Annotated in this window: 21 protein-coding genes; 8 read left to right on the top strand and 13 right to left on the bottom strand. The window is 58.0% G+C overall.

Annotated features, from left to right (window positions below; genetic code table 11):
• Nucleotides 1–109 precede the first annotated feature (109 nt).
• Genes GOV90_RS01105 through GOV90_RS01120 form a run of 4 tightly spaced genes read right to left on the bottom strand, consistent with a single transcriptional unit; the run spans nt 110 to nt 2119 of the window.
• Complete coding sequence (locus GOV90_RS01105) at nt 110–298, bottom strand: ubiquinol-cytochrome c reductase iron-sulfur subunit N-terminal domain-containing protein (protein ID WP_170376587.1); 189 nt, start codon at nt 296–298, stop codon at nt 110–112.
• A 58-nt stretch (nt 299–356) separates the two neighbouring features.
• Nucleotides 357–968, bottom strand: a complete 612-nt coding sequence (locus GOV90_RS01110; RefSeq protein ID WP_171089511.1) for a molecular chaperone — start codon at nt 966–968, stop codon at nt 357–359.
• Between the two features lie 3 nt (nt 969–971).
• Entirely contained in the window at nt 972–1568 is a 597-nt protein-coding gene (locus GOV90_RS01115; protein WP_171089513.1) for a DUF3306 domain-containing protein, read from the bottom strand.
• Entirely contained in the window at nt 1565–2119 is a 555-nt protein-coding gene (locus tag GOV90_RS01120; RefSeq protein ID WP_171089515.1) for a DUF3305 domain-containing protein, read from the bottom strand. Before GOV90_RS01120 ends, GOV90_RS01115 begins: the two co-directional genes overlap by 4 nt.
• A gap of 263 nt (nt 2120–2382) precedes the next feature.
• On the opposite strand from GOV90_RS01120, the gene GOV90_RS01125 reads away from it, so the two are divergent.
• Nucleotides 2383–4335 carry a 4Fe-4S binding protein gene (locus tag GOV90_RS01125; RefSeq protein ID WP_171089517.1) on the top strand — a complete coding sequence of 651 codons (1953 nt, stop codon included), beginning with the start codon at nt 2383–2385 and terminating at the stop codon, nt 4333–4335.
• Here GOV90_RS01125 and GOV90_RS01130 read toward each other — a convergent pair.
• Nucleotides 4329–5057, bottom strand: coding sequence for a hypothetical protein (locus GOV90_RS01130; RefSeq protein ID WP_171089519.1), 729 nt, complete (start codon nt 5055–5057; stop codon nt 4329–4331). The two genes, GOV90_RS01125 and GOV90_RS01130, sit on opposite strands and share 7 nt — an antisense overlap.
• Between GOV90_RS01130 and GOV90_RS01135 the strand changes: the two genes are divergently transcribed.
• From GOV90_RS01135 to GOV90_RS01150, 4 genes are read left to right on the top strand one after another with little or no spacing between them, the layout of a single operon-like run.
• A complete protein-coding gene (locus GOV90_RS01135) occupies nt 5056–5193 on the top strand; it encodes a hypothetical protein (protein WP_171089521.1) in 138 nt (45 codons plus the stop codon). The two genes, GOV90_RS01130 and GOV90_RS01135, sit on opposite strands and share 2 nt — an antisense overlap.
• Complete coding sequence (locus GOV90_RS01140; RefSeq protein WP_171089523.1) at nt 5190–6251, top strand: Mrp/NBP35 family ATP-binding protein; 1062 nt, start codon at nt 5190–5192, stop codon at nt 6249–6251. The genes GOV90_RS01135 and GOV90_RS01140 overlap by 4 nt, the downstream gene beginning before the upstream one ends.
• On the top strand, nt 6248–6943 hold the full coding sequence (locus tag GOV90_RS01145; RefSeq protein WP_171089525.1) for a biotin/lipoate--protein ligase family protein: 696 nt from the start codon (nt 6248–6250) through the stop codon (nt 6941–6943). The genes GOV90_RS01140 and GOV90_RS01145 overlap by 4 nt, the downstream gene beginning before the upstream one ends.
• Nucleotides 6943–7422 (top strand): DUF6505 family protein, encoded by a 480-nt coding sequence (locus GOV90_RS01150; RefSeq protein WP_171089527.1) that lies wholly within the window; start codon nt 6943–6945, stop codon nt 7420–7422. The genes GOV90_RS01145 and GOV90_RS01150 overlap by 1 nt, the downstream gene beginning before the upstream one ends.
• On the opposite strand, the gene GOV90_RS01155 is transcribed toward GOV90_RS01150, so the two are convergent.
• The 8 genes from GOV90_RS01155 to acs all read right to left on the bottom strand — a co-directional run bounded on the left by GOV90_RS01155 (nt 7419) and on the right by acs (nt 16817).
• Nucleotides 7419–7919, bottom strand: coding sequence for a flavin reductase family protein (locus GOV90_RS01155; RefSeq protein WP_171089529.1), 501 nt, complete (start codon nt 7917–7919; stop codon nt 7419–7421). The two genes, GOV90_RS01150 and GOV90_RS01155, sit on opposite strands and share 4 nt — an antisense overlap.
• A gap of 88 nt (nt 7920–8007) precedes the next feature.
• Nucleotides 8008–9420, bottom strand: coding sequence for an exonuclease domain-containing protein (locus GOV90_RS01160; protein WP_171089532.1), 1413 nt, complete (start codon nt 9418–9420; stop codon nt 8008–8010).
• A gap of 2 nt (nt 9421–9422) precedes the next feature.
• Nucleotides 9423–9941, bottom strand: a complete 519-nt coding sequence (locus GOV90_RS01165) for a hypothetical protein (RefSeq protein WP_171089533.1) — start codon at nt 9939–9941, stop codon at nt 9423–9425.
• Nucleotides 9942–9965: 24 nt separating this feature from the next.
• Complete coding sequence (locus tag GOV90_RS01170; RefSeq protein ID WP_171089535.1) at nt 9966–11789, bottom strand: putative nucleotidyltransferase substrate binding domain-containing protein; 1824 nt, start codon at nt 11787–11789, stop codon at nt 9966–9968.
• Between the two features lie 108 nt (nt 11790–11897).
• Entirely contained in the window at nt 11898–13682 is a 1785-nt protein-coding gene (locus GOV90_RS01175) for a sodium:solute symporter family protein (RefSeq protein WP_171089537.1), read from the bottom strand.
• Nucleotides 13683–13697: 15 nt separating this feature from the next.
• Nucleotides 13698–13982 carry a DUF4212 domain-containing protein gene (locus tag GOV90_RS01180; protein WP_171089540.1) on the bottom strand — a complete coding sequence of 95 codons (285 nt, stop codon included), beginning with the start codon at nt 13980–13982 and terminating at the stop codon, nt 13698–13700.
• 179 nt (nt 13983–14161) lie between these two features.
• The gene (locus GOV90_RS01185; RefSeq protein WP_171091139.1) at nt 14162–14845 is read right to left on the bottom strand and encodes an adenylate kinase; all 684 of its coding nucleotides are present in this window, start codon (nt 14843–14845) and stop codon (nt 14162–14164) included.
• 7 nt (nt 14846–14852) lie between these two features.
• Nucleotides 14853–16817, bottom strand: coding sequence for an acetate--CoA ligase (gene acs, locus GOV90_RS01190; protein ID WP_171089542.1), 1965 nt, complete (start codon nt 16815–16817; stop codon nt 14853–14855).
• Nucleotides 16818–17223: 406 nt separating this feature from the next.
• On the opposite strand from acs, the gene dctP reads away from it, so the two are divergent.
• The 3 genes from dctP to GOV90_RS01205 all read left to right on the top strand — a co-directional run bounded on the left by dctP (nt 17224) and on the right by GOV90_RS01205 (nt 20340).
• Nucleotides 17224–18240, top strand: coding sequence for a TRAP transporter substrate-binding protein DctP (dctP, locus tag GOV90_RS01195; protein ID WP_171089544.1), 1017 nt, complete (start codon nt 17224–17226; stop codon nt 18238–18240).
• 63 nt (nt 18241–18303) lie between these two features.
• The gene (locus tag GOV90_RS01200) at nt 18304–18933 is read left to right on the top strand and encodes a TRAP transporter small permease (protein WP_171089546.1); all 630 of its coding nucleotides are present in this window, start codon (nt 18304–18306) and stop codon (nt 18931–18933) included.
• Nucleotides 18934–18936: 3 nt separating this feature from the next.
• A complete protein-coding gene (locus GOV90_RS01205) occupies nt 18937–20340 on the top strand; it encodes a TRAP transporter large permease (protein ID WP_171089548.1) in 1404 nt (467 codons plus the stop codon).
• Nucleotides 20341–20435: the final 95 nt, after the last annotated feature.

Genomic DNA, 20435 nt, shown 5'->3' on the forward strand with positions numbered 1-20435 from the left:
AGGATCACGGCTGGCTTGGTAACTGCGAAACCGACGTCAGGGCCAATCGCAACCGTCAGTCGGGTAAGTGACATCGTCCGGCTGATGCGCCGGGCGCAGTCGAGGCGGCTTAGAAGCGCGCGCTTTCCAGATATGCGCGGGTATGCGCTGTATCTTGCATGCGGGTCTCGTCCGTCGGCAGCTCGGCTGCTTCGGCTTGACCGCTCAGGCTGGCGGCGGCAACGGCAGCGGGCGCTGCGGTTCCGGCCAGTTTGAGGAAGTCGCGGCGCGTTGCGCCTTCTTCCTTGGTCTTGCTCATGGGCTTCTCCTCTCCCATTTGCGATCTAGCGCCAATTCAAGCGCTGGCGAGTGGCGGGTTATGCCGCCGTCATTCGGAAGGCCTCGCGTTCGATTTCCATGAACACCCGACCGGCGGTGCCGACCGAGGCATAGAGAACCGACGCTTCGGCGGCTTCCAAATCCGAATAGAAATGTGCGGCCCAGGGGCCGATATGTTTGTTCCAGAACGTTTTCTGGTCTTCTAACGTCGCCGGCGATCCGAAACGGCCAACGATCATGCCCGCCATCATCTCCATCAGTGAGGCAACGTTGTCTTCGGGTTCAAAAACGTTCTGCGCACGGGTGATCCCGCGTACAGCCATATCGTTGCGCAATTGCGCCAAAGGTTTTTCGTTCAGGAACCCGGTCAGATAAAAACTGGCGTAAGGCAGCAACTCACCACGTCCCAAGCCAATGAACAGCGCGTTGAACTCGCGCTCGGCAGCAGCAGGTTTGGTGACCTTGGCGACGCGTGCCATAGCCTGAATGGCCTCGCCCAGATCGGTGTCATCTCCGCTTAGGCCGGCCATCTGGTCCAGAAGCAACTGATCTGGCGGACCAGCCAGAAGCAGGCCCAGAAAGTTGTAGAAATCCGCGCGCAGCCGATCCTCGGCTGAGATATCCATATTTTGCGCGTTGCTTGCGGTCATTCGTTATCCTTCGAATTCAAATCTCATGCGGCGCGGGGCCGGGGGCATTTCGATTTCGTCCTCGACCTCGGTTTCTGCTTCTGTCTCTGCCAGGACCGCCTCTTGAACAGGGGGAGTATCACTCGGGGGCTCTGCATTTGTCGCCGGATCAGGTGTTGGCTCATCTTCAAGGGCGAACTCATCCTCAGGAGGGTCTTCAGCCGCCGCCAGGGCTTCGACATGGGCCAGCATACCCTTGCCAACCTGATACGCTGTTTGGAGGTTCTCAATCACACAGGCCGCGTCTGTGTAGTCCTCACCATAGTCGACCAGCCCGTCGACGTTGGCCAAAACGGGGTTCAGTCGCCACAAGCGCCGCAAGGCACGGCGGCGCAGCCGGTCGGGTACAGCTTTGGCCATGAAACCCGATACATCATCTCCGGGCTGCAATGTGTCCGGGTCCGGCAGATCAAACTCGGCCAATAGCTCAGCATCGCTTTTTTCCTCAAGTTCAGCGTGCTGTGCAGCGATCGCCTGTTCTTCAGCCGCGACAACCTCAGCCTCGGCTTCAGCCTGCACGGCTGCCTTGCGTCGGGACCAGAAGTCGCGGACCTGGGTCATTGCACAACCCTCCGCGGCGCGCGGTAGACATCCGAGGTTTGCCTGATCCGTGGGTCGCCTTTGCCGTCCTCTACCAGATCGGTACGCTTTTTATCCCGCCGACGCTTGATGAACACCTCGTCTTTATGATGCTGAAGGGTGAAATCCCGCACCCAGGCAATCAAGCCTTCGGTCATGGGGATTTTCTCGACAATTTCCTCGCCGGTGTCCGCATAGTCCTGCCCTTCAAACGGTGAGGCAGTGATGAGAACCGCGTTCAACGGAACGTCGCCCTGCAATTCGTCGCGCAACACCAGATAAAGAGAAGGCAGGCCGTCTGACAGATTGACCATGTAGGCTTCGGTCTCATCCGCCCAAAGTGTCAGGGGCAGGGTGGCTGCGTGGTATTCAACCGCATCGCCCTCACGACGCAATTCCTGCCAATCAGCAGGGCCGGCGCCGGGCAATACGGCGACTGCACGCCAGTTCCAACGGGCCCAACGCGTGACCCCGGGCGTTTTGCGTACGATGACGCCAACCGGCATTTCGATCTGGCTTGCGGCCTTGGCCACTGGCTCCTCCCCGAAAGGCGCTCCCCTGCCTTTGCATGAACACTATGGTACACAATTTGTGTTTGTGCCAAGCCTGCGCTTTAGTACTTTGGTCGTAGGTTTGGGTCGCAACTGCGTGATTGAGGCCAAAAACACTTTTGTTTCCATCGATTTTAGGTCCGAATGCAGGCTGGCAAACGGTTCGCGACAGGGGGTTGAAGTTGCCGTGCCCTGCGTACAGCCTAAGCTTCATGGGATCAGGAGAGCGTCCTGCGGGAGGGAAAATGGGCACCAAAATACTGCTATGCGATTGCGCTGGAACTCAGGTTTTGGATCCCGACAGGATCGAAAGCGCCTGTGGTGTCAGCTGCTCCAAGGTACACACGGCGCTTTGTACAACCCAACTGCAATCCGCGGTCGAGCTGATGCAGGAGGGAGCAACCACAATTGCCTGCCTGCAGGAACAAGAGGTGTTCCAGTCTCTGGCAGAAGATCTGAATATTGAAATGCCCGGCTTCTTTGATTTGCGCGACCGTGCGGGCTGGTCCGATCAGGGTGCAGATGCAACGCCTAAAATGGCGGCGCTGGCGGCTGAGGCGCAGTTGCCGCAACCCGTGACGCCCAGCGTCGATGTCGTAAGCGAAGGAACCTGTTTTATTGTTGGTCCCGGCGCAGTGAGTTTTGATCTGGCTGAAAAGTTGGCAGGAACCTTGGCGGTGACCGTTTTGGCGATCGATCAGGCAGAGCCAATCTCGCGCGCGTATGACGTGATACGTGGGCAGGTGAAATCAGTATCCGGAGCGCTGGGCGGTTTTTCACTTCGTCTGGACGCGTTGCAACAGGTTCTACCGGGTGGGCGCGGTGCCTTCGCATGGACTGACCCGAAAGACGGGGCGCAATCCACATGTGACATTATCCTGGACCTTGCAGGTGGCACGCCGTTTGTACAAGCCCCGGCCAAGCGTGAAGGGTATCTGCGCGCTGATCCAAAAGACGCGGTGGCTGTCGAGCGTTTGGCTTTTGAGGCCGCACAGCTTGTTGGGACATTCGAAAAACCCTTGTACGTGCGGTTGGAAGAAACCCTCTGCGCCCATTCGCGGGCGGAACAAGTGGGCTGTTCAAACTGTCTGGATGTTTGCCCAACCGGTGCAATCACCCCAGCGGGTGAACATGTGAGCATCGACCCGATGGTATGTGCCGGATGCGGTGCGTGTGCCGCACTGTGTCCGTCGACGGCGATCACTTACGAGGATCCGACCGTTTCGGCGCTGTTGTCCCGGATGCACATCCTGGCGCGCACCTATCGACGAGCAGGAGGGGCCGCGCCCCGGTTGCTTGTTCACGATGCGCATGGGGCCGAGATGATCCGGCTGGCAGCGCGTTTTGGTCGCGGTTTACCTTCGGACGTTATCCCGCTGGAACTAAATGTAATATCTGGTTTCGGTCACGCCGAGATGTTGGCTGCTTTGGCGCATGGATTTGCCCGGGTCGACGTGTTGCTTGCACCCACGACGGAACGTGGCGCGCTGGATCGTGAGGTAGCGTTGGCACAAGCGATTGCCGGATCAAATGTTATCGGGCTAATTGATGAGGCTGATCCGGATGTCATGGCTGATCTGCTCTATGGTCAAGACGTGCCGCTGCCGCTGGCCGATCCTGTTCTTCCGCTGGGCAACCGGCGGCAGATTACACGATTGGCCGCGCAGGCGCTAAATCCGCAGGCCGAAGCTCCACTGGCGCTGCCCGAAAACGCACCTTACGGGGCGGTGGCGGTGAACACCGACAGTTGCACCCTGTGCCTCAGCTGTGTGTCACTGTGCCCGTCGGGGGCTTTGATCGACAACCCGGACAAACCGCAACTCAACTTCCAGCAGGATGCCTGCCTGCAATGCGGAATGTGCAAGACGATCTGCCCAGAAGACGCGATTACTCTGGTACCGCAACTGGATCTGAGCGATGCTGCGCTGTCTCAACAGGTGCTCAACGAAGAAGAACCCTTTGCCTGTGTCGAATGCGGCGCATTGTTTGGGGTGAAATCTACGGTCGAGCGGATCATGGAGAAGCTTTCCGGCACGCATCCGATGTTTGCCAGTTCGGATCAGGCGCGGATGATCCAGATGTGTGACAATTGCCGGGTGAAAGTGCAGTTCGAACAGCAGGATAACCCGTTCCAGTCAAAGCCCAAGCCGCGGGTTGTCACGACCGACGACTATTATTCGGACAGAAAGGATCATTGAAGCTGCAGCGGAGCCCCCAAATCTGCGGCTTTCATCCGTGACACAAAGGCGAGTATTGCGTCCAGATCGCCCAAGGTCATTTCAACAGGATGAATCGGAGAGGGGCGCTCGGGGTCAAAAGGTGGCGTCAGCCCGTCGATCTGTGTAAATGCGGGGTGGGGGTTGAGCGCAAAAAACGCCTCGAACCGTTCGGACCAATCCGGCATGGCGCGCAAGACGGCAAAGGAAGGGGTCGAACCCAGCCCGTTCATTCGGTTCTTGGGCCCGATCACATGACACCGTCCGCAATGGGTCATCGACAGTTCTTCGCCCAGCACGGTGTCGCCGTCGACAGCCTCGTCTGCCTGAACGACATTCAGATCGAAGCTGACGGTGAAGGCTCCTCCCTGAGAAGGTGTAAAACTCTCGACGGTGCGTTTGCCGATATCCGAGAGCAGCCAGTCGCGAAATCGGGCCTGACGCTTTTCGTCTTCAATGCTCAGGTGATACACCACCCCCTCACGGGCAAAGACGGGATCACCTGGCGGCGCGGAATTAAGCACCATAACACCCGCATCGTCCGCAATAACGCGTATCCCGGTCTTGAGAGAGAAGCGAGGAAGAATATGTTGCAACAGACCCGAGTCTTTCACCTCGGCCGGGGCCGCAAGGCCAATCGCCTCCTGAGACAAGGAGGGGGTGGCAGAGAACGTCAGGCTCAGGCACAAGAGGACAAAGCGCATGGCTCAGCCTAACGGGGCAGGGCGCGGTGCGTCAAATAAACTGAAAGAGACGGAGACACATGCAATGAGCGGCAACCAGACAATGGTGATGCGCACGCCCCTGTCAGCAGGGCACATCGAAGGAAACAAGGCATGAGTGTTCGTGACGCGGTTCTGGCGAACCTGAAAAAGATCACCGACCCGGTATCCGGGCAAGATATTGTGAGCGCGGGCATCGTGCGTGCGCTGAACGTTGAAGGCGACACAGTACGCTTTGTGCTTGAGATCGACCCAAAGCACGCGGAAAAGATGGAGCCCGTGCGCGCGACGGCCGAGAAAGCCGCGCAGATGGTTGACGGTGTGGCCAATGTGTCGGCGATGATGACCGCGCATTCCGATAAAGCGCCGCCGGATCTGAAACCGAAACCCAAACCGTCTCAGACCGGGCCGCAGGCCGTTCCCGGTGTAGACAGGATCATTGCCGTTGCTTCGGGCAAAGGCGGCGTCGGCAAGTCTACTGTCTCGGCTAACCTCGCCTGTGCGTTGGCGGCTGAAGGACGGCGCGTGGGTCTGCTGGACGCGGATGTCTACGGTCCCTCTCAGCCCCGAATGCTGGGTGTATCCGGTCGCCCGGCCAGCCCTGATGGCAAGACCATCCTGCCGCTGCGCAATCATGGCGTGACCATGATGTCCATGGGGCTGATGACCAACGAAGGTCAGGCCGTGGTTTGGCGGGGCCCGATGTTGATGGGTGCGCTGCAACAGATGATGGGGCAGGTGCAGTGGGGCGCGTTGGACGTTCTGATCGTCGACCTTCCGCCCGGCACCGGGGATGTGCAGTTGACGCTGAGCCAGAAGTTCCAGGTGGACGGTGCCATCGTGGTTTCGACCCCGCAGGACGTGGCCTTGATCGACGCCCGCAAGGGGATTGATATGTTCAATCAGCTCAAAACCCCGATCGTGGGCATGATCGAAAACATGTCCACTCATATCTGCTCGAATTGCGGTCACGAAGAACATGTGTTTGGTCATGGCGGTGTCGCGTCCGAGGCGGAATCGCTGGGTGTACCGCTGCTGGGTGAGATCCCGCTGCATCTGGACATCCGCGTGGCCGCTGACGGAGGCGCGCCTATCGTGGTCAGCAAGCCCGATAGTCCGCAGGCCGAGTCGTTTCGCAAGATCGCACGCGACCTGATCTCGAACGGTTTCGCATGAGCCAGCCGGTCTTTCCCCCTTTGTTGACGGGTCACCCGGTTCAGGGTGGGGAAGACCCGTTTGACAGGGCGCAGGCTATGGCCGCGCTGGGATGCGACGCGGGAACGGTCGTTTACAACGTTCAGGCCGACCGTCTGCGCGTTGCCATCGTCTTTGCGCCTGAAGTGCCGCTTCAGGACGCAATGGCGATGTTGCCGCTGTGCGCTGTGGGATTTCAGAATGCGCTGGGCGCTCTGGCCCCGCCAGAGGTTGCTGTGCATCTGGGGTGGAATGGTTTGATTTGTGTGAACGGTGCGAAATGCGGGATGTTCCGGGTTGCTGCGTCTAGTACATCGCCCGATCAGGAACCTGACTGGCTAATTGTTGGATGGGAATTGGCGCTGTTGCAAACCAGCGAAGCACCGGGCGCAACACCGGAAGTCACCGCGCTTTATGAAGAGGGGTGTGCTGATGTTTCCGCAAGCCAGTTGGTAGAAAGCTGGTCGCGTCATACGCTGACTTGGCTGAACCGCTGGCAGGAAGATGGCAACGCACCGCTGCATGCCGAATGGATGGGCTTGCTGCGCGGCGTCGGTGATCCACTTGACGATGGCGGAGTTTTTCTGGGCACCGACGAGCGGTTTGGAATGCTGATCCGGGACGGGTCTGATACGCGCCTGCGTCCCCTGACCGACGTTTTGGAGAACGGATGATGAAACTGGCCCGCGCAATCCATTTCGACGAAAGTGATATGAACGTGTTTCATTCTCCGGCGCGAACCGGAGAGTGGTGTGTGTCTGGCGGGTTCGAGTTTTCGAACTGGAGCGACGCCGATCTTGAGGGCAAGGCACGGCAAGCTTTCGCAAATGGCTGGTTGGGTCTGGAAACCTTTGGTCGTGTGACGTTTGTAGCGGTGACGCAGATCGAACCGGCAGAGAAAGATCAGATCACGCGCAATCTGGCCGAACATTTTGTGCAATTCTATGGCGCGCCTTCGGTCGAGGCGGCAATGGGCGTCGCACAATCCGAAGTCGAGCACATGTCTGACCTGTGCGAAGACCATGCCGCCAATACGCTGCTGACCGTGGCCCGTGAGTTGAGTGAGGCGGGCGTGCACGAAAGCTATCGCGTCATTACGCCCCAAGATGCTCAGCTTGAGGCGCTGGCCGTGCATGGATCTCTGGATGACTAGATCAGATCGACAAATCCGCCGAACTGGCCGCGTTTGAAGATCAAGCCTTTGCCGGTGCGGTACATCACCTGTTCCACTTGACCGACAATTATCAGGTGATCGCCAGCGTCGTGCCGTGCGTGCAGACGGCAGTCAAACCTCGCCAGACATTGGTTCAATTGCGGGCGACCGGTCTCGTCCTCGGTCCAATCTGCATGAGAGAAATCCGTACCGTCACGCGCAAATCGCAGCGCCTGCTCTTGTTGATCCTGTGCCATCACATGAATCGAATAGTGTTCGCAGCTGCTGAAAGCGCCGAAACGGAACGATTCCTTGGCCAGACACCACAACACCAGCGGGGGGTCCAATGAGACCGAGGCAAAAGAATTCACGGTGATCGCGTGCGGTCCACCTTCGGTTTGCGTGGTGATCACGGTGACGCCGGTGCCAAAGCACCCCAATGCCTCGCGAAAGGCAGGGCTTTGATCCGGGGTTGGTGTGAAGGTCTTTTCCGTCATTACGCGCGTCTTCCTTGGCCGCGCATCAGGTGCCACGCGTGGCTCGGTTTGTCTATGAAAAGCTGACTGTTGCTTGCGATTTAAACTGTCAGTTCAGGTCTTCCAGCAAACGCCCGTGTTTTCGGGTTTCCATTATGACTTCGCCAAAGGTGGTAAAACCACGCGCCTGTAGGATCGGCAGCATCTTGATCAGCGCTTCTGCCGTGGCAACCGCATCGCCGAGCGCCGTATGGCGCAGCGCCTCGGGGATCGTGATTTCCAGCCGTTCGCACAGCGCGTCCAGCGTATGCGTGTCGCTGGCTCCGAACAGAACGGCAGACAGCAAAACGGTGTCGAGGATCGGGTGATCCCACTCGACTTCCATGCGCTGAGCGTGACGACGCAGGAACGCCATGTCGAAGGGCGCGTTATGCGCCACGATCACGGCATCGCGTGCAAATTGGTGAAATACGCGTCCGGCCTCAGTGATGTCGGGTGCTCCCTGAACCATACGGTCACTGACCTTGTGCACTTTGGTCGACGCAGGTGGTATCGGAATGCCCGGATCCACCAGCATGTCCAGATGCTCGCCCTGAACGATCCTGCCGTTCAGTACGCGCACCGCGCCGATCTGTACGATTTCATCTTTGTGCGGCAACAGCCCGGTTGTTTCCGTATCGAAGACCACGAAACACAGGTCGGACAAGGTGCGATTCTCGAACGCGTCGTCGCCCGGTGTGTCGAGAAGTTCGAAATCGTAAACCAGCGGGCGTGCTTCGTCCGGGGAAATCTGGGCGGCGCTGTCTTCGAAGACCAACATATAACCGGGCGCGTCCCCAAGCGGTTTCATCCGGGCGGAATAGGTCTGTCGGCCATCCACACTGGATAGGGTGCAATAAACGTCCTTGCCGGTTTTGCACAGTTTGGCATAGGCATCCGTGAGGCCCGTGGTTTCGAGGTATTCAAAAAGTGACGCATTCAGGCGGGGATGTGCGATCTGGGCCAAAACCTCGGCGGCCTGACCGTCATAAAGCACAATCTGGTGTTTTGGGCTGGCCAGCAACATCGCGACCGGAATCTCGGTTAGCAGGGCGGTAAGGCGTTGTTTCTCAGCCGCCAGATGGGCGGTTTCCGAGGCTACAGCTTCGGCAGTTCGCATCGCATTTGAGGCCACTTGTTCCGCCAGTCCGGCTGCTGCCGGGGCCAGATCGCCGAGATAACGCGCTGCCTGCATGTCCAGATCCGTGCTGACCCCGGCATGTGCGCGTGCGCGCAATTGGGCCGAAAGGCGTTCGATTGGCTTGGCAACATTGTCGTCAAACAACAGCCATACGCCGGCAATCAGAGCCAGCAAGCCGAACGTGATCAGGATTTCGGCAAAAATGAAAGAGTCCAGAAGTTCGGGGTTCTCGGCGCGGGCATAGGTGATCCAAAGGGCGATTGCGCTGATCGCAATTCCCCCCAACGCCAGCAAACAGAAGAACAGAAAAATCCTGAGCCTCAGGCTCAATTTGGTTAGCATGATCAGACCCCGCAGGTGGTCTCGATAATCGGATCGGTGCCCTCAGCCCGGTACCAGCTTGCGTTGATCAGGCGACCGTCGTCGGCAAATTCCGCCCCGTCTACAAGGTTGGCGCGACTGTTTTCGGCACAATTGACGGCCACAGGCAAATGCGTGACAGGGGCCCAACGCCCGAACAGATACAGGTCGACCAGCCGTTGATCGGGAACCTGATCATTGGTTCGGACCGATTGTGTGTCGATGGCCGAGAAACGGTCTACAAAAGGCACTGCGTAGGTCCAGGGACGATAGAAGGCGCGGCTTTCGATCTCGTGCACAATGGCCATTTCGTCAGGCAGTTGATCGCGGGTGCGGTCATACCATGAATACTCGCTGGCAATGGTCATGCCGATCATGCCCAGACCTGCCGCAACCGGAGTGGTCCATTTTGGCAAGCGCCCACCGGTCAGCTTGTTCAGCACAAGCACGACGCCCGCAAACGCGAAGCCCGCAAAGATAGTGCCGATCAATTCCAGAAACATGAGGTCTCTCCGTTCTTGGGGGTCTTAGCCCAGCATACCTTTGCCGTGGCCAACCGCCGATTGCATCGTTTTTACCACAACAAACGCATCGCGTAGATGACTTCGCTCAAAGTCCGAAAGATCGGACGGGGGTAGATAATTGTCGGGTTTTTCACCTGATTTGACCAGCCGAACCTGATGCTCCAGCCGGGTTTCTGCGATCAGGTCATATGCGTCTAGCAGATCCCGCGCGCCAGACGGACTAAGGACACCGCTGGCCTCGGCCGCTTTCAGGCGGGCCCGTGTGTTGGCTTCGGTCAACTCGCCCCGCAATGCGTAGATCCGTGCCAGATCAACGATTGGGACGACCCCGTTGTGTTTAAGATCCAGCGTGTTGCGATGTTCGCCCGAGCGGATCGTTGCAAATCCGCGCAGCAGACCCAGTGGCGGCGTATGTTTCAACGAGTTCGAAATCATGTGCGCGACAAAGATCGAGTTTGCTCTGGCGGCTGCAAGAGTGTCGGCCTGCAGGTCGGCAAACAACTCAAACGTGCCGCCGATGGGGCGCAGGTCGAACATGACCGACGCCAGCATTTGCGCTTCGGGGCTTGGCTTGGCGATCCAGCCCTTGAAATAGTCGCGCCAGACGCGCACCGGCTGGCACCAGCGCGGATTGGTCGCCATCATGTCGCCGGGACAGTAGAAATACCCGCAAACGTCTAACCCGTCCGAGACGAATTTGGCGAGTTGCGTGAAATAGGCCATGTCTGCGTCGGTTACGCTGTCATCCAGCATCAGACAATTGTCCTGATCCGATACGCCCGTTTGTTCCTGCCGCCCCTGAGACCCACATGCAAGCCACAGATAGGGCACCGGAGCCGGGCCTAGTTCCGCTTCGCCGAGTGCCAGCAGGCGGCGTGTGACCGTATCCGCGATATCAGTGATCAGGCGGGTGACAATTTCGTGCCGGTTTCCGCCGGCGACCAATTGTACAAGAAGCTGCGGGATTTCTTCGGTCACGCGTGCCATTTCTTCGGCGGTGTCAGCCTGCGCGATACGGCGTACCAGCTCGGCCGAGTTGACCGCCTGATAATGAGTCAGATCGGTCTGGGTCACGATCCCAACCAAACGACCGCCCTCGGAAATCGGGATATGGCCGATGCCACGCTCCATCATGATGTGCAGCACATCCGATCCGATATCGCTGGGCGACAATGTAACCGGGTTTGCGGTCATGATTTCAGAAATGGGCGTAGAGGCAGGCAGGCCGTCTGCAACGTATTTGCCCGAGATGTCCCGCAGGGTCGCAATGCCCTGCAAACTTTCACCGTCCGTGATGCAGAGCGACGAGATATGCTTGTCGCGCATGATCCGCGCTGCATCCTGAACTGACGTGTCAGCGGGGCAGGTGGCCGGGTTATGCGCCATTAATACGTCGATCGAACTAGTGGCCAGGCTTTGCGGACCACTTCGGTCGCCACGTGTGCGGTCAAAGAACTTTGCCACCACATCATGGTTATCGATCAAACTCCGCACAAGATCCGGTGGCAGAACCATTAGGACCGAGGGCGTGTGCGCGCGGGCTTTGGTGGCGGCTTTGCCGTCTTTCAGCAAGCCCCTTTCGCCAAAGGAATTGCGCAGACCCAGATGAGAGACGATGGCACCGTTCTCATCGGTAATTTCGACCTGTCCTTCATAGATCACGAACACCCCGGGTAACTTGTGGCCAAGCTCGTAGACTGAGGCGTCTTCCTCAACTTCCCAGACCTCGATCTGTTTGACGATCTGATCCAGGGCGTCGGCAGGCAACGCGTCATAGGGGTGAACGGATTTCAGAAACCGGGCTATTTCGTCATGGGACAGGGGCATGTGTTGTCTCCGGTGTTCTGGTTAAAAAATCCCGCCCAGTGATGTGCTGGGCGGGAACAGTGGATCGAAAGACGCGGTCGAAGGCAAGAACCAACGACCGCATCAAGCTCATTTGTTCTGAGCTGCGCCCGCACCACGGGGAATGCGCACGCTTTCGACCAGATCCTTGATCTCCTGCGGAGTCTCTTTGGTCATGCCTGCAACAACGTAGGCAGTCGCAAAGTTGATCATCGCACCGATTGCACCGAACGAGGTCGACTTGATTGGACCCAGCAGCGGGTCAGCATCGGTGAACGAGTTGGTGCCCGGAATGAACAACCAGCCCTTGTGCAGGAAGATGTAGACCAGGGTCACAACCAGACCAGCCAACATACCTGCAACCGCGCCGGTGTTGTTGATGCGGGTCGAGAAGATCCCCATCATCAGCGCCGGGAAGATCGAGGCTGCCGCCAGACCGAACGCCAGGGCCACGGTTTGCGCCGCAAATCCGGGTGGGTTCAGACCCAAGTAGGTTGCAACAACGATGGCTACGGCCATTGCGATACGTGCAGCCAGCAGTTCACCCTTTTCAGAGATTTGCGGGTTGATCGCACCTTTGACAAGGTCGTGGGACACAGCCGACGAGATCGCCAGCAACAGGCCCGCAGCGGTTGACAGAGCAGCAGCAAGACCACCTGCCGCGACCAGACCGATCACCCAACCCGGCAGGTTGGCGATTTCGGGGTTGGCCAGAACTAGGATGTCACGGTTGAACTTGGTCAGTTCGTTTCCAACCCAGCCCTTTTCTTCCGCGATTGCGGTCATGGCTTCGGACTTGTCGTTGTAGTACTGGATCTTGCCGTCACCGTTCTTGTCTTCCCAATCCAGAAGACCGGTTTTCTGCCAGGTTTTCATCCAGTCATAGCGCGGATCGGTATCGATTTCCTCAACCGAAACAGCGCCACCGTCGATGCCACCATTGGGCCACATCATGTCGGTGATGTTCAGACGCGCCATTGCGCCAACCGCAGGGGCGGTCAGGTACAGCAGGGCGATGAAGACCAGCGTCCAGCCAGCCGACCAACGTGCGTCAGACACTTTCGGCACGGTGAAGAAGCGCATGATCACGTGCGGCAGACCGGCGGTACCGATCATCAGCGACAACGTGAACAGAACCATGTTCAGCGTGTTCGAATGGTGTGCTGTGTACTCGTTGAAGCCCAGCTCGGTCACGATCGCGTCCAGCTTGGTCAGCAGGGGCTCACCGCTGGCGGTGTCACCAAACAGACCCAGAGCAGGGATCGGCGTGCCGGTCAACTGCAGCGAGATGAAGATCGCCGGGATGGTGTAGGCTGTGATCAGCACGCAGTACTGAGCAACCTGAGTGTAGGTCACACCTTTCATCCCGCCAAACACCGCATATGCAAAGACCACACAAGCGCCGATCAGTAGACCGGAGGTGTTGGATACCTCAAGGAAGCGGCCAAAGGCCACGCCCACACCGGTCATCTGACCAATCACGTAGGTCACCGAAGCAACGATCAGACAGATCACCGCAACAACGCGCGCGGTCTGGCTGTAGAAACGATCACCGATGAATTCCGAGACGGTGTATTTGCCGAACTTACGCAGGTAAGGCGCAAGCAGCAGAGCCAGCAGCACGTAACCACCGGTCCAACCCATCAGGAAGGTCGAGTTGTCATAGCCAGTAAAGGCAATCAGGCCCGCCATCGAAATGAACGAGGCCGCAGACATCCAGTCCGCCGCTGTCGCCATACCGTTGGTGACCGGGTGAACGCCGCGACCGGCGGCGTAGAATTCTGATGTGGAACCCGCGCGGGCCCAGATCGCGATGCCGATGTATAGCGCAAAGGACGCGCCAACAAACAGCAGGTTGATGGTAAACTGATCCATTGTCCCCGCTCTCCCTTATTCTTCGTCTACGCCGAATTCGGCGTCCAGCTTATTCATGCGCCAGGCGTAGTTGAAGATCAGCACCAGAAAGACCAGGATCGATCCCTGTTGTGCGAACCAAAAGCCCAGATCGGTTCCGCCGACGGCGATCCCCGACAGCAACGGACGCAGCAGAATGCCGAATCCAAACGACACCAGCGCCCAGATGATGAGGCTGATGTAAATGAGGCGCAGGTTTGCTTGCCAATAGCCCTTATCGGCTTCGGACGCCTGCGCGGAGTTTGTTGAATGATCCGCCATCGCGGGTTCCTCCTTCGCTTCCTCGTTGGGCGGCCCGTGCCCAATTCCTCCAGTGACGCGGACCGCTTCTCGATGTTACCAAACGCCCCGTGACGCCCGGCAAAACTTCTCTGTTCCGCCAAGGCGGTTCATTGAAGTATTCCTTTAAGGATCAAGGCCTTGCGGCCGATCTCCTCCCCTTACTTCATCGCGCCGCTGACGATCTCCTCCAGGTCGCGGGCGATGTCTTCAATCTTACCCATGGCATTGGTGCGTTGCAGCACGCCATGGCTTTCGTAATAGGTGATCAGCGGCGCGGTCTGCGCGTGATAGGCTGCCAACCGTGACGCCACGGTTTCGGCATTGTCATCGGCGCGACGCTTGAATTCAGTGTGACCACACTTGTCGCATTTGCCGTCTTCGGCAGGCTTCTTGAACGTGTCGTGGTAACCTTCGCCACAACCGGCGCAGGTGTAGCGGCCCGAGATACGGATCACCATTTCGGCGTCTTCGACTTCTAGGCTGATCGCGGCGTTGATCTTCTGATTGTTCGACGCGAGCAGTTCGTCCAACGCTTCGGCCTGAACCGTTGTACGCGGAAAGCCGTCCAAAATGACACCCTTGGCGCAATCTGGCTGGGCCATGCGGTCACGCAGGATGGCGATGACGATGTCGTCACTGACCAGATCGCCCGCTTCCATGACGGCTTTGGCGGCAAGACCAGCTTCTGTACCGGCCGCAACGGCCTCGCGCAGCAGGTCGCCGGTGCTGAGTTGAACCAGCCCGAACTTTTCTTCCAGCATTCGCGCCTGTGTGCCCTTCCCGGCGCCGGGAGGGCCGAGAAGGATCAGAACGGCGGGAGTGGTGAGCGTGGCAGCGTCCATCACATCCTCACTTGTTCGCACGGTTTTCGATCAGGTCTTCGACCACCGACGGATCGGCCAGTGTCGACGTGTCACCCAAGCTGCCAAAGTCGTTCTCGGCAATCTTGCGCAGGATACGGCGCATGATCTTGCCCGAGCGGGTCTTGGGCAGGCCAGGGGCCCACTGGATCACGTCCGGCGAGGCAATCGGGCCGATTTCCGTGCGGACCCAGGTGCGCAGCTCTTTCAACAGCTCATCCGAAGGCTCGCGGTCATTCATCAAGGTGACGTAGCAATAGATGCCTTGTCCTTTGATTTCATGAGGATAGCCCACTACAGCGGCCTCAGCTACAGCGGCATGAGCCACCAGCGCGCTTTCGACCTCGGCCGTGCCCATGCGGTGACCGGATACGTTGATCACGTCATCGACGCGGCCGGTGATCCAATAGTCGCCATCTTCGTCACGGCGGCAGCCGTCACCTGTGAAGTAGTAGCCTTTGTAATCCGAGAAATAGGTCTTCTCGAACCGTTCATGATCGCCCCAGACGGTGCGCATCTGACCGGGCCAGCTGTCTTTGATACACAGAACACCCTCGACGCCATTGCCTTCGATCTCAACGCCCGACTGCGGGTCCAGAACCACGGGCTCAATTCCAAAGAACGGCTTCATGGCCGAGCCGGGCTTCATTGCATGGGCACCGGGCAGGGGGGTCATCAAGTGACCGCCGGTTTCCGTCTGCCACCATGTGTCCACGATCGGGCATTTGCCCTTGCCGACGACGTCATTGTACCAGTTCCAGGCTTCGGGGTTGATCGGCTCACCCACGGTGCCCAGTGTGCGCAGATCGCTGAGGTCGCATTTCTCAACGAACTCATTGCCTTGACCCATCAGAGCACGGATCGCAGTTGGTGCGGTGTAGAACTGGTTCACCTTGTGTTTTTCACAAACCTGCCAAAAGCGCGAGGCATCGGGGAAGGTCGGAACGCCTTCGAACATCAGCGTGGTCGCACCGTTGGCCAGCGGGCCATAGACGATATAGCTGTGTCCGGTGACCCAACCTACGTCCGCCGTGCACCAGTACACATCGCCTTCGTGATAATCGAAGGTGATCTCATGCGTCATCGAGGCATAAACCAGATAGCCGCCGGTGGTATGCACAACGCCCTTGGGCTGTCCGGTCGAACCGGATGTATAAAGAATGAACAGCGGATCTTCGGCGCTCATCTCGGCGGGTGCACAGTAGTCGTCCGCCTCAAGGGCCATTTCGTTGTAGTCAAAGTCGCGCCCGTCGATCCAGGTGGTCTGACCACCGGTGCGCTTGACTACCAGACATTTCACGCTGTCTTTGCAGTGCAGCAGGGCCGCATCCGCGTTGGACTTCAGCGGTGTCTTGCGACCTCCGCGGGGCGCTTCATCAGCAGTGATGACAACCTTGGCGTCACAGCCATTAACCCGCGCCGCCAGTGCGTCGGGCGAGAAGCCTGCGAAAACAATCGAATGGATGGCACCGATCCGGGCGCAGGCCAGCATCGCATAGGCGGCCTCGGGGATCATCGGCAGATAGATGACAACGCGGTCACCCTTCCGAACCCCCAGCGATTCCAAGATATTGGCCATCCGGCAGGTGCGGCGGTGTAGTTCGGCATATGAAATATGCTGCGCCGGATCATTTGGATCGTCCGGCTCCCAGATGATCGCGGTTTGATCGCCACGGGTCTTCAGATGACGGTCAAGGCAGTTGGCCGAGACGTTTAGTGTGCCATCGGCATACCAGTTGATCTTGACCGAACCGAAGTCGTAATTGACATCCTTTACCGTTGAGAAGGGTTTGATCCAGTCGACGCGCTTGCCTTGCTCGCCCCAGAATGAGTCTGGGTCACTGATCGAGGCTGCATACATGTTGGCATATTTTGCAGCATCGACATGCGCACGGGCGACGGTTTCTGCGGATGGCGGATATGTCTTGGCATCTGCCTGGGCAGCGGTTGTCATCGTTGAGGCTCCTCCCTCTGGACTGGATTACGTTGGGTCGTTTTTGCCCGATAGTTCAGCAAAGTCGATCCCGTTCCTCCCCAATCGAAGTATTACCGGCTTTGGAAAATAAATAAATAAATTGCCGTAATCTTTGAATTTGTTTGTAAAGAAATTTTAATCCGTATTTCATATTTGTAAATTATGCGGCCAATGTTTGTAAAAAAGTATGTGAAACAGGGTGTTAATTGTAACAGCTACTTTCGGTTGTTTTATGCTGACACAGGGACGTCCGACCTGGCTTCAACTTATTCTCGATGTCTGGACAGTGCATCAGCACGACCGTCAGGGTTGGCACATCCCAATGTTGGCGCTAGCTTCTTTTGCAAGCGCTTCGGGAAGAGGCGCGTCAAAGGGAGAGAAAATCATGAATAAGATGTTGAGCGGTGCCGCCGTTGCCGCCCTGAGCTTTGCGTTCGTTAGCGAAGCTGCCGCGACCGAGTGGAACGCTTCTGTCTGGGGCAAGCGCCGCGCGTTCACTGAACATGTCGAAAAGCTCGCTGAGCTGGTCAATGAAAAGACTGGCGGGGACTTTACGATCAATGTCAGCTACGGTGGCCTATCCAAGCCGCGCGAAAACCTGGACGGCATCGAAATCGGGGCTTTCGAGATGGCTCAGTTCTGCGCTGGCTATCATCGCGACAAAAACCGCGCGATCACTGTGCTGGAACTGCCGTTCCTTGGTGTGAACAACCTTGAAGAAGAGGTTGCCGTCAGCCACGCGGTGTACGACCATCCAGCAGTCAAGGATGAGATGGCGCAGTGGAATGCCCGCATCATCATGACCTCACCTATGCCCCAGTATAATATCGTGGGCACGGGCGAACCTCGTGATCAGTTGGCGGAATTCGATGGAATGCGGGTTCGTGCAACCGGTGGTTTGGGCCAAGCCTTTGAGGCTGTGGGCGGTGTGCCGACCTCGGTCCCCGCGACCGAAGCCTTCAACGCGATGGAATCGGGTGTTGTGGACACAGTGGCCTTTGCCCAGCACGCGCATCTGTCGTTTGGCACGATCAATGAGGCCGATTGGTGGACGGCCAACCTAAACCCTGGCACGGTGAACTGTCCTGTGGTTGTGAATATCGACGCCTATGAAGCACTGCCTGCCGATCATCGCGAAGCGCTGGACAGCTCAATTGACGAGGCGATCGATCACTATCTGGCAAACTACGGCGGCCTACTGGAACAGTGGGACAGCGTCCTTGAGGAAAAGGGCGTGCAGAAGGTCATGATTGACGACGCCGTGATCGAGGAATTCCGCACCAAGGCCGCAGATCCGATCCGGGAAAAGTGGATTGCGGATATGTCGGATCAGGGGCTGCCGGCTCAAGATCTGTATGATCTGGTTCAATCCACGCTGCAGCAACAGCGCGGCGGTAACTGATCCTTTAAGCCGGGTGCCCCGTTGGGTGCCCGGTTCTCTCTCAAATAACAAGGAACGACCGGAATGGCAGGACAGGCCACGGTGCTGGAAGACGGAAGCCGTCTGAGCCAGCTGGACCGGCATTTGTTAAAGCTTGAACGTTTTCTTGCATTAATCAGCGGCCTGGCGGTTTTTGGTCTGATGGTATTGGCCGTGGTCTCCGTCAGCGGGCGCAACGCTTTGAATGCGCCGTTGCCCGGTTATGTCGACTGGATCGAACAGGCGATGCCTTTGATTGCCTTTCTGGGCATCTCATTCGTGCAGCGTGATGGTGGGCATATTCGAATGGACATCGTCATCTCGCGACTTCACGGTCGGGCTTTGTGGCTGTTCGAGCTGATCTCGGTTCTTCTGATCCTGGTGTTGATGCTGGCACTGGTGTGGGGCAGCTGGTCCCACTTCGACCGATCTTTCGATTTTGGTGCGCCGCTCTGGAGCAGGGACAGTTCCATCGACATCGGTATTCCTCTGTGGCCTGCCAAGCTGTTGGCACCCGTCGCCTTTTCAGTGCTGTGCGCACGGCTGGTGCTTCAGGTGTGGGGCTATGGGCGTGCATTTGTGCTGGGGCTCGAGACCCCTGTTGCGGTGCCGCTCCTTCAGGATGCTGCGGCCCAAGCGGCGGCTGAGGCCGAGCAGTTCGAAGGGCAGGACTAGAACATGGACACGATTGATATTGGCCTGTGGGTCACAGGTGGTCTGCTGGTTCTGGTTGTTGCCGGTATGCGGGTGGCTTTCGCAGCAGGGCTTGCGGGTTTGGTTGGGCTTGTTTGGATATTCTGGGCCAAGTTTGGCTATGACCCGGACCGGTTTGGCAAAGCCTTGACGGTTGCGGTCAAGACCGCGGGGCAGGTTCCGCATTCCAAGGTTGCAGCGCATACGCTCAGCCTGATCCCAACCTTCATCCTGATTGGCTACCTGGCCTACTACGCGGGCCTGACGCGCGCCTTGTTCGAAGCCGCCAAACGTTGGGTGGCCTGGGTTCCGGGCGGGCTTGCTGTGTCTACGATTTTCGCAACGGCTGGTTTTGCCGCCGTATCCGGGGCGTCGGTTGCCACTTCTGCCGTCTTTGCCCGCATCGCGATCCCAGAGATGCTGAAAGTTGGGTATAATAAACGCTTTGCAGCGGGTGTTGTCGCTGCCGGTGGCACGCTGGCCTCGCTCATCCCGCCGTCGGCCATTCTGGTGATCTACGCCATCATAGTCGAGCAGGACGTGGGCAAGTTGCTGCTGGCCGGATTCATCCCGGGCGCGTTTTCCGCAATCATTTATGGCCTGCTGATTGTCGGGATTGCAGTGATCTTCAAAACCGTAGGTCCACCGGTTACAGGCTTCACCTGGAAAGAGCGTTTCTCCGCTTTGCCTGGTGCTATACCAATTGTGGCTGTGATCCTGATCATCATTTGCTTTGTCTACAACCCGTTCGGAGACAAAGCCTGGGGCACCCCTACGGAAGGTGGCGCAATCGGGGCCTTTATTGTGTTCTGTTTCGCCCTGTTTCACGGAATGCGCTGGAAGGAATTCAAATCCGCGCTTTTGGAAACCGCCAAGCTGACGGCGATGATCTTTTCAATCATCTGGGGCGTTTTGATCTATGTGCGGTTTTTGGGCTTCGCAGATCTTCCCGGAGCGTTTTCCGACTGGATTACCGGGCTTGAGATGTCCCCGATGATGATCCTGATCTGCATCCTTCTGGCCTATGCTGTACTGGGCATGTTCATGGACGCAATTGGGATGCTGCTGCTGACATTGCCCGTCGTCTATCCAGCGGTCATGGCCCTGAACGGAGGTGAAACTGTCAGCGCAGCCGAGAGCGCCTTTGGCATGTCTGGCCCGATGTGCGCCATCTGGTTTGGTATTTTGGTGGTCAAGATGGCCGAGTTCTGCCTGATCACGCCGCCCATTGGGCTGAACTGCTTTGTCGTGGCCGGGGTGCGCCCGGACCTGAGCGTTCAGGACGTGTTCAAAGGCGTGACACCGTTTTTCATCGCCGATGCGATGACGATTGCAATGCTTGTGGCATTCCCAGGGATTGTGCTCTACCTGCCGTCGCTTGCGGGTTAGCAGGGAAGCGAGGCTCTGCCTCGCGCTCCGAGGTATTTATGGCCAGATGAAGCAAGGGATCTGATCTTCATCTGGCTGAAAATACCTCGGGGGAG

It is taken from the genome of Ruegeria sp. HKCCA5929 (genome assembly GCF_013034525.1).
Classification (GTDB): domain Bacteria; phylum Pseudomonadota; class Alphaproteobacteria; order Rhodobacterales; family Rhodobacteraceae; genus Ruegeria.